Origin of the sequence: Sphingobacterium sp. SGL-16, assembly GCF_011043515.1 — a bacterium.
GTDB classification, from domain to species: Bacteria; Bacteroidota; Bacteroidia; order Sphingobacteriales; family Sphingobacteriaceae; genus Sphingobacterium; species Sphingobacterium litopenaei.
Map to the genome: position 1 here is coordinate 97,713 of NZ_JAAKGQ010000002.1, position 12,812 is coordinate 110,524.

Here is a 12,812-nt window from a genome sequence, read left to right on the forward strand (position 1 = left end):
ATTATACATGCAGGTATTTAAGTTTGGTGGTGCTTCTGTAAAGAATGCGGACAATATCAAAAACGTAACTTCCATCATCTCCACATACAATTCTTCGGAATTAATAGTCGTAGTCTCAGCCATCAACAAGACCACAAATAAACTAGAGCAAGTTATCAATGCTTATTTTCATCAAAATGGTGATTATTTTGGTTACCTGAATGAGGTGAAACAAGAGCACTATCAAATATTACATAATCTTTTCGAAGATCCAAACCACCCCATTTTTGACGAAATAGCCAATACTTTTGTGGAAGTGGAATGGATACTGGAGGAAGAACCACAAGATACATACGATTATTTATATGATCAGATAGTGTCATTAGGAGAAATACTTTCTTCAAAAATTATTGCGGCATATCTGGTTCATACAGGCATGAAAGCTAAATGGATCGATGCCCGTGATTATATTCAGACGGACAATACCTATCGTGAAGGAAAAGTAAATTGGCAATTGACAGAAGACAAAATCCGCCGAGACTTGCCAGAAATTTTGGATGAATATATTGCGATTACACAAGGTTTTATTGGTTCGACTTCGGAGAATTTCACAACAACCTTGGGTCGCGAAGGGTCAGATTATTCTGCTGCAATCTTTGCTTCCTGTCTCAATGCGGAAGATATCACCATTTGGAAGGACGTACCTGGTGTATTGAATGCCGATCCAAAATGGTTTGCTGAAACAGAGCTTATTCCCGAGTTATCGTATACGGATGCAATCGAATTAACGTATTATGGTGCAACGGTAATTCACCCTAAAACAATTAAACCACTACAAAACAAGAAGATAACATTAAATGTTCGTTCTTTCATCAATCCGGAGAAACCCGGTACAGTTATACGCACTACAAATCAGACTCTACCCGTTCCATCCTTTATCTTTAAGGTAGATCAGGTATTTATCAATATTCAACCGCGAGATTTCTCTTTTATCGTAGAAGACAACTTATCTCACATATTTAATCTATTGCATGAGCATCGTATAAAGATTAATATGATGCACAACAGTGCTATTAGTTTTGCAATTAGTGTAGATAATACAGGTACAAATATTGATGCTTTATTAGAAGATTTAGAAAAGAGATTTAAAGTAACCGTCGAAAAAGGGTTAGAATTAATCACCATTCGCTATTACAATCAACAAACAATTGATCGAGTATTAGTAAATAAAGAAATAATTCGCGAACTTAAGGATCAATATACTTGTCAGATTCTGGTTAAAGATTTGAATGAATAGAAACATCTTACATAAAGAGGTTCAGGATTATATAAAAGCTAACAGGCAGTTGGATCCAGCGGTTGTTGCTTTTAAGAAAAGTCCTTTTCCAGACGTTTCTCCATCCGAATTGGCAGCCCAAATTGATGGCTGGCAACGTGCCTGCAAGAAGTTGCCGACTTGGGCATATTCAGCAAACATTTATTATCCCGATAAAATCAATTTGGAACAATGTTCTTCGGAGCATACCGCTTTGGTGAAGCAATCATTGATTCGCAAAGGAAGCAAAGTGGTCGATTTAACTGGAGGCTTTAGTGTAGATAGTTGTTATATTGCGCAAGAAGCGCATATAGTTGTCCATTGTGAACTAAACGAAAAACTTTCCCAAATCGTAAAGCACAATGCGGAGCAGCTTGGTGTACGCAACCTAGTTCCGCTTCATACGGACGGCGTCAAATTTGTCGAAGAGCAAGAAGATGACTCCTTGGATTATATTTACATTGATCCTTCCCGCCGGGTTAATCACGCAAAAGTATTCTTATTAGAAGACTGTGAACCTAATATCGTCGAGCTACAGGACATGTTTTTCCGTAAATCGCGTTATATTCTGTGCAAACTTTCTCCGTTGATGGATATCAATTCGGCTTTACAGAAGTTGAAGCACGTAAAATTGTTATATGTTATCAGTGTAGATGGTGATTGCAAAGAATTGTTGTTCTTGCAGGATCGAGATTTTAATGGAGAAACTACAATAACAGCTATTCGTTTGTTTTCTGACCAGTTGCAGAATATTTCTTTCACACCAGAAGAAGAAAAATCAACTTTAGTCAAAACATCCGAACCCTTAAACTATCTGTACGATCCAGATGTGGCTATTACCAAAGCTGGAGCTTTTAAAAGTGTAGCCAAAGCATTTGGCTTGTTTAAACTGCATACACATACACACCTCTATACTTCCGAAAATTTGGTTAAGGATTTTCCTGGACGTATTTTTAAAATCCAAAACGTGTACTCTTTAGGCGAATTTAAGAAACTAAACACGTTTGCAAAGGCGAATGTAGCCACCAAAAATTTCCCAATAAAAGTAGATGAGATTCGTAAGAAATTCAAAATCAAAGACGGAGGAGCAGATTTCCTATATTTTTTGACGGACTACGCGGAAAACCATATTGTCATTCATTGCTCAAAAGTTGAATAAAGACATACAGCTTACAATCTTCTATCCTATTCATTGTATATTTAAATTACTATGAATAAACTAAAAATTTCGGCTCTAGAATTAGCCACAATTTGTAAAAACAGTAACCCATCAGAAGCCATTCAACGTGCTGTTGATGGTGCTCAACATATCGAAAAATTAGGTTTTGAACGTATTTGGTTTGCAGAGCACCACAATATGCCGCATATTGCGAGTTCTGCCACTTCGGTTTTAATCGGCCATATTGCAGGCAAAACCAATACAATCCGTGTAGGTTCCGGCGGTATTATGTTGCCAAACCACACGCCCTTGATTATTGCTGAACAATTTGGCACACTCGAAAGTATTTATCCGGGAAGAATTGATTTGGGATTAGGTCGTGCGCCTGGAACAGATCAACTCACTGCGATGGCTTTGCGTCGCAATAATTTGAATACGTCATTCTATTTCAAAGATGACATCTTAGAATTACAGCAATATTTGGATGAAAACAATGTACAAGCCAAAGTGCGTGCATTTCCAGGAGAAGGCTTAGATATTCCGATTTACCTTTTAGGTTCTAGTACTGATAGTGCTTATTTAGCTGCTGAATTGGGCTTACCATATGCTTTTGCTGCACACTTCGCTCCTGCTATGTTAAAACAAGCTACAGAAATTTACCACGAAAAATTCCAACCTTCTCAATATCTACAAAATCCTTATTTTATTATTTGTGTAAACATTGTGGCGGCAGAAACTGTAGAAGAAGCGCAATTCCAGTCCACGAGTTTGTTCAATATGTTCGCAGGAATCTTGACGAATTTACGTAAACCACTTTCTCCTCCCACGGAAAAACCAATCTATGATGGCATTCCCGAAATAGAACAAGCCGTGCAAAGTATGGTAAATTGTACGTTTATTGGTACAGAGAAAGAAATTCGTGAAGATGTTTTGGCTTTTGCTGAACAATATCAAGCGGATGAGATCATGGCAACAAATTATATCTTTGATGCCAAGAAACGTTTAGAAGCATTTGATATTATTGCGAAAGCATTGATAGAAAAATAACAAAAATGGCTGATACATAATTTATCAGCCATTTTTGTTACACCTCCAAATTCAATAAACTATGCTGCGTAGCCGTAAAAATATTGCGGAAGACAATATTCAGTTCATTGTCTTTTTGTGCTCCAGAAATACCTACCAAAGGAAATAGTGAAGTTACCCCTTCTCTGATTTCGCGAACTATTCTTCTTGATTCGGTGGCAATTTCAGATAATAACTCTACGGAGATATTTGCTGCATCGACCGAAACTTGTTCCCAAAGCTGCTGGATTAGAGCCTCTGCTTTTTGCTCATACTTTTCAACTAATTGCTGATAGCTATCTACCTGACGAAAACGAGTTTTACTGTACTTCTCCGCCCAATCGGGATTTTTGGACTTATCAAAAAAGTACTTTTCGACTAAATCCAAAAAACGCTTATACATCCCCAAATAATTAGGAAGCAAAGTCAACTCGGCGAAGGTCATAAACGGAATTTTGTAAAGTGTACTTTCTACTTTACGTTCCGAAGGTTTCAGTTCAAAAGCATAAGCTTTATCGATAGCTACACTATCCAGCGAAAAACTGTGTGAGGCCGTACATTCCAAACCAAACGTATCCCAATCGTAATGAATCAACACATGCTCTTTTGGCACGAAGAAGGAATAAATCACCGATTCGCCTTGTGCATTTACCCTTTGAACATCTCCATCGTAAATAAAAGCATTCAGCGTAAAATGCGTTAAATGTGGCGCTCCTGTAGCATATTGCCACACACCTGTGAGATGATATTTTTCACCGTCAAAAATAGCTTTGCCATTAGCCCTTCCACTACCACCAAAACAAACTTTTGGATTCGCAAAAACTTCTTTTGCCAGTGAGGCATTGATAAAACCAGCAAACATATTCGCTCCTGAACAAAGTGTTACTGTCCACGCAAAGCCTCCGTCCCAATACGCTAAATTCTTAATTAACTTAAACCCATCTATTAAACTCAAATCCAACCCTTTGTATTCTTTCGTAACCCAAATGTTAAACCAATTGTATTTATAAATTAAATCTAATTGTTCAGGTACCAATTGCTTCGCTTGAATAGATTTGGATTGTGCATCGCGGATTACGGCTATAGTCTGTTCGTCTAGGTGCATATTAAGATAGTTTAGCTTCGAGTTTCATAATTCTAGCCCATTTGAAATAACCAAAAATGGCTACAATAAACAGGAAAGTCGTGAGTAAAGCAAATAAATATAAGTCTTTGTGAATCAATAAAGGAATAGCAAAAGCATTGCTAATGTTGAGCAAAATCCAGTTTTCGATTTTGCGTCGAGCCAATAACCACATACCTGCCCAGGCCGTGCAAGAAACCCAAGCATCCCAAATAGGCACATCCGAATCGGTCACGTATATCAAAAAGAAATACAAAATCGCAAAAGCGCCAAGTACAATACCAATAACCGTTGTCCATTCTTGTGAAGTACAGGAAGTAATAGGTTGTTCGCTCGCATCTTTATTCGTTTTCCAATACCACCAACCGTATATACTCATGACGAGATAATACATATTTAAAGCGATATCCGCATAAAGTTTGGCTCCAAAAAGTACATACATACCGGATACAATACCCAAAATACCAAAAAGATAATTAGATACTTTATTATTTTTACTAAGAAGTACTTGGATAATGCCGCAAAGCACAGAGAATCTTTCTAACCAAGAAGTGGCGTGAAAGGCTTTTATAATTTGGTCTATAATTTCCATTTAAGTGCGTTATAATTTTTAAAACTACACTTACGGAAATGCTAATATTTTGACAGCTTTTAGAAATTAATCCCTACGCCAGCATTACCTGGATCAGGTTCCTTCCGATAGACGGAATTGGGTATAATCTCAGCTTAAAAAGTAGAGCCTATTCGGCTCTACTCTAGCACCCCATAAGTTTCTTTTACTTATATATTAATCCATTTTCAATACGCGTTGCGAATGCTCGCGAACTTGCGCACAAAGTTCTGGATTGTCATTCAATGATTGACCCCAAGAAGGAATCATCTCACGAAGTTTATTTTTGTATTCTGTTGATTTGGCTCTTTCAGGGAAACATTTTTTCAATAATTGAATCATGATAGCCACTGAAGTCGAAGCACCAGGAGAAGCACCTAATAAAGCTGCGATAGAACCATCTGCACTTGAAACTACTTCTGTTCCGAATTCTAACACACCACCATGTTTAGGATCTTTTTTGATAACCTGTACACGTTGACCTGCTTTTTCGATAACCCAGTCTTCCATTTTTGCTGTAGGCATGAATTGTTTTAAAGACTCTAATTTGTCTTTTGGTTTTTTCATCACCTCCGTAATCAAATATTTAGTTAAATCTAAGTTGTCCAAACCTGCTGACAACATCGGTTTGATGTTTGACAACTTAATAGAAGCTGGTAAATCGAAGAATGAACCTTGTTTCAAGAATTTTGTGGAGAATCCTGCATAAGGACCAAACAATAATGCTTGTTTACCATCGATATAACGTGTATCCAAGTGAGGTACAGACATCGGAGGAGCACCTACAGATGCTTTACCGTATACTTTCGCTTGGTGTTGTTTGATGATTTCTTCATTTGTACATCTCAACCATTGACCACCTACAGGGAAACCACCGTAACCGTTAGCTTCAGGAATACCTGATTTTTCTAACAATAATAAAGAGTGACCACCTGCACCGATGAATACAAATTTCGCTTTGATTTCGCGTTTATCACCAGTTTTAAGGTCTTTTACTTCTACTTCCCAACGGCCATCATCTTCACGATCGATATCTTTTACTTCTTGATTAACCGAAATATTAATGTTTTTCTTTGTAGAAAGATGCTTAATTAAATCTCTAGTCAATGCACCGAAATTCACATCCGTACCGATATCCATTTTTGTAGCAGCGATAGGTTCATTACCTGTTCTACCTTGCATCATTAATGGAACCCATTGCTCTAACAACGTCTTGTCTTCCGTATATTCCATACCTTTGAACAACGTTTGTTTAGTCAATGCTTCGTAACGTGTTTTTAAGAATTTCACGTCATTCTCGCCAAATACCGCACTCATATGAGGCACTTTGCGAATGAAGTGTTCAGGATTTTGAATAACCCCTTTTTCAACCAAATATGCCCAAAATTGTTTCGAAATCTCGAATTGTTCTGCAATTTTGATGGCTTTATCAATTTTTACTGAACCATCAGCTTGTTGAGGCGTATAGTTCAATTCACATAAAGCAGAGTGACCTGTTCCTGCATTATTCCATGCATCCGAACTTTCAGCTGCTACAACGTCCAAACGCTCTAAAATCTCAATATTAATATCAGGATTTAACTCATTGATCAATGTACCTAGAGTAGCACTCATGATACCCCCACCAATTAGCACTACATCAACTTCTGATTTTTGTTTTTTCTTGCCCATGACTAGTATTAATTCCAACAAAATTAACATTCATAAATCTTTCTAACGAATGATTTTGTCAATTTATACTCATATAGTTTGAAATTTTTTAACAAAAAGTCAATCTTGGTTCGGAAATGAAATTCACTGTCATTTTTTAATAAATTACTACAATTTCAAAATTTGTGTATTTTTGTTTTTAACTCCAAAATGAAGGAATCTTCATCAGAGGTAAAATTGAAACTATAAAAATTGCTATATGAAATTATTAGAGGGAAAAACAGCTTTAGTAACCGGTGCTTCTAAGGGAATCGGTCGTAAAATCGCAGAAGTATTTGCTCAACACGGCGCTAATGTGGCTTTCACATACCTTTCATCTGTAGAAAAAGGTCAAGCTTTGGAGCAAGAACTACAAGCTTTCGGTACTAAAGTCGTGGGTTATCGCTCAGATGCTTCAAAATTTGATGAAGCAGAAAAATTAATTAATGACATTGTTGCTGATTTTAGCACTATCGATATCGTCGTTAATAATGCAGGTATTACAAAAGATGGTCTTTTGATGCGTATGACAGAAGAAAACTGGGATGATGTGATCAATGTAAACTTGAAATCTATCTTCAACGTAACGAAAGCTGCTTCTAAAGTTATGATGAAAAACCGTAAAGGTTCATTTATTAATATGTCTTCGGTGGTTGGTATCCAAGGTAATGCAGGTCAAGCGAACTATGCAGCTTCTAAAGCAGGTATCATCGGTTTCACTAAATCGGTAGCTAAAGAATTAGGTTCTCGTAATATCCGTGCAAACGTGATTGCTCCAGGATTTATCCGTACAGAAATGACTGACGTATTAGATCCGAAAGTAGTAGCAGGTTGGGAAGCTGGTATTCCATTGAAACGTGCGGGTTCTACAGACGATATCGCGAATGCTTGTTTATTCTTAGCTTCTGACTTATCATCATACATCACAGGACAAACATTGTCAGTAGATGGTGGTATGGTATAATAAAATATTATTGTAATAAAACGATTGGAAGCGTCTCGAGTAATTTGAGACGCTTTTTTTATGCTTATATTTGCACACTATGATAGCTAAAGAAAGTGTTTTTTCTATTCAGAATGAAGAAGATTTCAATCGTGTTGCCTTAGAAGTTTTCCAATATCAATTTGAAAACAATAAAGTCTACCAACAATATGTACGCAATCTGCATATAGACACTTCAGCTATCAGCCATTATAGTGAAATTCCTTTTCTACCGATTCAATTCTTCAAAACACAAAAGGTGTCGACGCTAGATAGTATGCCACAAATTACTTTTACCAGTTCGGGTACTACAGGAATGATCAACAGTCAGCACCATGTGTACGACTTGGAATGGTATGAAATGAGCTTTCGTAAAGCTTTTGAACAGTTCTATGGTAGTATCAAAGATATTGCAGTATTAGCGTTGCTTCCATCCTACTTAGAACGTGAAGGTTCTTCGTTAATCTATATGGTGAATGATTTGATTCAAGCCTCGCAACAGCCCGAAAGCAATTACTTCCTGTACAATCACGATGAACTTTATGCGACTTTGCAACAATTACAAGCCAAAGGCACAAAGACATTATTAATAGGTGTCACCTATGCCCTATTGGATTTTGTTGAGAAATACAAAGTCGACTTTCCTGAATTAATCGTTATGGAAACGGGCGGTATGAAAGGAAAACGCAAAGAAATGATTCGCGAAGAACTGCATCATATTCTTTGTACTGGTTTTGGTGTATCCGCTATTCACTCCGAATACGGCATGACCGAACTATTGTCACAAGGTTACTCTAAAGGTCAAGGTCTCTTCCAAACCCCAAAATGGATGAAGATATTAATCCGTGACACCAACGACCCGCTGACCTTAATCCCAAACAGCAATACGGGAGCTATTAATGTCATTGATTTAGCGAATATACATTCTTGTTCCTTTATAGCTACACAAGATTTAGGCAAAATATACCCCGACCAATCTTTTGAAATCCTAGGCAGATTCGACAATGCAGATATTAGAGGTTGTAATTTGTTAGTGCAGTAGATTTACAGCTCCATCTACGTTATTGTTTAACAATAAAGATTAAACAACTAGTTTAATTAACAACTCAAGAAAGTATAGTTTCGCTACACAAAACTCTACAGCTGATTAAACAATTATTTTGTTCGCTATATGTGAAATAGAAACAAAATAAATATGTGAAAACTAATAATATACAATAGTTATAAATGAAATACTACTATAAGGATGATTTAGCGAAGCATTTTTGTATATTAGTTTTCGTAAAACCAATTGTTGTAGGCAATTGACAAACTATTCTAAATCAACTAAACATGGACTGCAAAATGGACACCCACTTATTTATAATCATTGGCATTATGGTTGCCAGCGGTTAGTTAGGCGGTTACCTCAACTACTTGCATAATTTTGATACTCACGAGAAGGATGGAAAGGATAAACTCGCAAAGCTTAAATATATTCTATTAGGTATCGGTGCGGCTTTATTAGTCCCTGCATTTCTCAAAATGATTTCCAGCAATCTTGTTAGTAGTCAAGACAACAATGACTACTTGATATTTGCTGGTTTCTGCTTAATCGCTGCAATTTTCTCTCGAAGATTTATCACTACAATTGGAGAGAGAATATTAGAAGCTGCTAAGAAGGCTGAAAAAACAGCGCAAGAGAGCAAGCAAAAAATTGAAAATACGCAACTTGAACTCTCCTCCGCCAGAGAAAGAATTGAAGATGTAAAGCTTGCCGTTGATTTAAAAAACTCTGAGAATACTGTCACCGAGAGCACTAATAATACTCAGAAAGATATTTTATTGGAGCTTGCAGACAACTACATCTCCAAAACTAGTGTTCCCGATTATAGTGAAAGGTTGAAGCTGAAGGCAGAACTAGGTAGAAAAATGGGAGAAATAATAGTTCGAAATAATCTACCAAAAGATGAGTTACTATCTAATCACCATTCTGAAGGAATGTTATTAGCACTGTCATACTCGGTTCAACTTAAGCCTAACGAAACAGGCTTGGATTTGCTTATTAGCATTGCAAAATACGCTTCACAGCTCTACACTAAATATTCGATTCTTGTTTCTTTTGACGCTAGCAAGAAACAGTTATATAAGCCCAAATCAAGTTAAAGAAGTGAGTGATATAGTCAAGGCTTTCAGAACTCATGCGGACAGACCTTTGCTTAGAAAAATTCATGATACCTTAAATATTTTGAGTTTCATTGGACCTCTTGATGACGAGTAAATGCCTACAACAGTGCATTGGCAATATGGCGGGTTGACGAATATACTCTCAACTTTTTGTTCTCTATTCAGCTTCTGTTTCGGCAGACGAATAGAGCCTAGCAGCAGAATTAACAATAGGCTTCTGTAGCTTTAATTAACAGCGGCAACAGCGGACGGAACACAGAATACCACCACATCGCCAATCCTTCAACGTTAAAAAAAGCTTATTAAATTTCAATAAAAAACTTCCCGCAACAGACTGACCATTAACAATTAAGCTATATCTTTGAAATATGAAAAACATATTGAGGATATTTTTTTATAATTTGTTTTTTTGGTTAGGGCTTTATTACATCGTTATTACCCAATTTAATACCATTGGAAAAATAGATCACGAACATAGTAATTTCAAAGGAATACTATTTTTCGGGATGCTGATGAATGCATTGTTATTTCATGGTATTGTACATTATTGGATTCCTCGAAACTTCAAATATGATACTTTAGGAAAATCAATCTTACAGCTTTTAGCGATATACCTTTTTATTACAGCGATTGAATGTCTTGTAGATTATATTTTTATTCCAATAGAAACTAAAGACCTCAATTTCTTTCTTGAAATTGTGATAATAAACTTCGCAGCAAACTTCATCTATTTACTTGCGGGCTCATTAATTGGATTAACGATCTTATGGTTGAATAACGAACGTAAAAATCAACTATTGATTCAAGAAAATTTAAAGACACAAATCAAATTCCTAAAGAGTCAGATCAATCCACATTTTCTATTTAATGTACTGAATACAGCGTATGCTAGCGCTAAAATAAATAAAGACAATACCACGGCAGACATCATTATGGATTTGTCCGAAATGATGCGCTATATGCTTTATGAAAGTGACCAAAAATATGTTACTATAGATAAAGAACTAGATTATATTAAAAGTTACCTCGAACTAGAACGCAGAAGATTACCTGAAGAATATCAACAAAATATTCATTATAATTTCAATATCAACAAGGATAATCAATTGAAGATAGCACCTATGGTTTTGATACCTTTTATTGAAAATGCTTTCAAACATGGTAGAGTCGACATCTCCCCTGTTTCGATTGATATTCAAGCGACATTAAGCACTACGAATGTACTTACATTGACTGTAAAGAATATTAAAAATCCATATAAAACAACGCGAAAAAACTCAGGTGGTATAGGTATGAATAATGTGAAAGAAAGACTTAATCTATTATATCCTAATAAGTATGCTTTAGACATCCAATCGGATGAAGAAACCTACCAAGTTAAGTTAGAATTGACATTAAATACTTGATAGTTTATAAAAAAAGGCAGAACATGAGTTCTGCCTTTTATATTTCTAAGTTAAAACCTTAGCTTATTTTACTTTTGTAAAGTGGTAACGTAATGGTGCGAAACGCATAGCTGGGCTGTCACCAAATGATTTGTATATATCGTACGTGTTTTTCAAGAAATCAGTTGGTTCGAAATCAAAGATAGTTACTTCTAAAGTTTCTACACCGTCATTTGTAGTAAAAACACGGAAACCAATTTGCGCTTCGCGTTCTGCTACATTCGTAGCCGAGAATTTCACATTTGCCAAAGCTTTGACTACCAACATTTGAACACTTGGGTATCCAGCCTCTTCTTGTAATCTTTCAGCAACCTCACCTAAATTGATTAATTTAGAATCTCTAAAATAATTTTTAAGGTCACTTGTCAAGGCTGTTGTCAAACCTTCTTCGTTGAAGACTAATTTGTCAGTAGCAGCACCTTTAGCTAATTTCGTTAAATCATCCACACCGAAGTTATTCATTGTTTTCCACCAATCTTCGTTTGTGAAAGCTGCGTATTTCCACTCACCTACTAATTTATCGTATAGGCTACCGAAAATTACTACTGAAGCTTTATCAAAGTTACCTGGTTTCAAGATGAAAGGAACTTGTTTTAATTTTAATACTACTTGCTCTTTACCAGCCTCTTGTTTGATTAAATCCAATTTCAAAGTTCCTTTGCTTTGCCCAGCAAGAATAGTGATTGTTTTACCATTGCTGAATTTGAAGTGCTCACCTTCTACCGCTGTAGATGAAGGATCTACTTCTACTTCAAAAGTTAATGCTTCTTCTGTAGTGTATGCACCTGAAATTTTGCTCAATTGCAATACCACATCCGAAGATTGCGTCATAGTGTAGTTTTCTTTGTCAAAAGAGTAGATTACAGTGTTGGAAATATCCACACCAACTGAAGCTTTTGACAAACCTAAAGTAGCAAAAGACGCAGGAGCCAATGTAAGATCAAGCTTTGTGTCTTCTGTAATAGATTTTAAAAATTTCACCACGACAGTTGCTTCGTTGCTACCATTAGCAAAAGTGAATTTTTTAGCGGAAAGCGTGTAGTCCACACCTTCTACCAAACCACCAGAAACTGTAAAATCAACAGATTGATTGTTTGCGAATGGTGCTGTAGAAACCACTTTTACTACCGCTTCATTGTTGAAATCTAAACCATACAACTCTTTTGCAAAAGCAACAACAGGTAACTGCACGGTTTCATCTTTCGAGCACGACGTCAATAAAGTCGCAACGGCTACAAATGCCAATAAAATGGCTGAAAATTTAGTTTTCATAAAATTA

Annotated in this window: 10 protein-coding genes, 1 pseudogene and 1 riboswitch; of the genes and pseudogenes, 7 read left to right on the forward strand and 4 right to left on the reverse strand. The window is 36.2% G+C overall.

The annotated features are described in order from the left end of the window. The first annotated feature begins 7 nt into the window (after positions 1–7). The 3 genes from G5B32_RS01410 to G5B32_RS01420 are packed head-to-tail and all read left to right on the forward strand — an operon-like array spanning position 8 to position 3,500. On the forward strand, positions 8–1,276 hold the full coding sequence (locus tag G5B32_RS01410) for an aspartate kinase (RefSeq protein WP_165289769.1): 1,269 nt from the start codon (positions 8–10) through the stop codon (positions 1,274–1,276). Beyond that, positions 1,269–2,453, forward strand: coding sequence for a THUMP-like domain-containing protein (locus G5B32_RS01415; RefSeq protein ID WP_165289770.1), 1,185 nt, complete (start codon positions 1,269–1,271; stop codon positions 2,451–2,453). Before G5B32_RS01410 ends, G5B32_RS01415 begins: the two co-directional genes overlap by 8 nt. A gap of 51 nt (positions 2,454–2,504) precedes the next feature. Continuing rightward, positions 2,505–3,500 carry an LLM class flavin-dependent oxidoreductase gene (locus G5B32_RS01420; RefSeq protein ID WP_165289771.1) on the forward strand — a complete coding sequence of 332 codons (996 nt, stop codon included), beginning with the start codon at positions 2,505–2,507 and terminating at the stop codon, positions 3,498–3,500. Between the two features lie 37 nt (positions 3,501–3,537). Here the strand turns inward: G5B32_RS01420 and G5B32_RS01425 are convergent, their stop codons facing one another. The 3 genes from G5B32_RS01425 to G5B32_RS01435 form a co-directional block, all read right to left on the reverse strand. Next, on the reverse strand, positions 3,538–4,623 hold the full coding sequence (locus G5B32_RS01425; protein WP_165289772.1) for an acyl-CoA dehydrogenase: 1,086 nt from the start codon (positions 4,621–4,623) through the stop codon (positions 3,538–3,540). A gap of 1 nt (position 4,624) precedes the next feature. Beyond that, complete coding sequence (gene pnuC, locus G5B32_RS01430) at positions 4,625–5,233, reverse strand: nicotinamide riboside transporter PnuC (RefSeq protein ID WP_165289773.1); 609 nt, start codon at positions 5,231–5,233, stop codon at positions 4,625–4,627. A 53-nt stretch (positions 5,234–5,286) separates the two neighbouring features. Continuing rightward, a riboswitch (TPP riboswitch) is annotated at positions 5,287–5,417 on the reverse strand. 11 nt (positions 5,418–5,428) lie between these two features. After that, positions 5,429–6,922 (reverse strand): malate:quinone oxidoreductase, encoded by a 1,494-nt coding sequence (locus G5B32_RS01435; protein WP_165289774.1) that lies wholly within the window; start codon positions 6,920–6,922, stop codon positions 5,429–5,431. Between the two features lie 238 nt (positions 6,923–7,160). Between G5B32_RS01435 and fabG the strand changes: the two genes are divergently transcribed. The 4 genes and pseudogenes from fabG to G5B32_RS01455 all read left to right on the forward strand — a co-directional run bounded on the left by fabG (position 7,161) and on the right by G5B32_RS01455 (position 11,494). After that, the gene (gene fabG, locus G5B32_RS01440; RefSeq protein ID WP_165289775.1) at positions 7,161–7,904 is read left to right on the forward strand and encodes a 3-oxoacyl-[acyl-carrier-protein] reductase; all 744 of its coding nucleotides are present in this window, start codon (positions 7,161–7,163) and stop codon (positions 7,902–7,904) included. A gap of 79 nt (positions 7,905–7,983) precedes the next feature. After that, positions 7,984–8,964: an acyl transferase gene (locus G5B32_RS01445; protein ID WP_165289776.1), complete on the forward strand. Its 981-nt coding sequence runs from the start codon at positions 7,984–7,986 to the stop codon at positions 8,962–8,964. 365 nt (positions 8,965–9,329) lie between these two features. Then, positions 9,330–10,067, forward strand: a pseudogene (locus G5B32_RS01450) (YEATS-associated helix-containing protein); the annotation flags it as partial. Between the two features lie 389 nt (positions 10,068–10,456). Beyond that, positions 10,457–11,494, forward strand: a complete 1,038-nt coding sequence (locus G5B32_RS01455; RefSeq protein WP_165289778.1) for a sensor histidine kinase — start codon at positions 10,457–10,459, stop codon at positions 11,492–11,494. 63 nt (positions 11,495–11,557) lie between these two features. Here G5B32_RS01455 and G5B32_RS01460 read toward each other — a convergent pair whose 3' ends face one another. Beyond that, positions 11,558–12,805, reverse strand: a complete 1,248-nt coding sequence (locus G5B32_RS01460) for a DUF4843 domain-containing protein (RefSeq protein ID WP_165289779.1) — start codon at positions 12,803–12,805, stop codon at positions 11,558–11,560. Between the last annotated feature and the right edge of the window lie 7 nt (positions 12,806–12,812).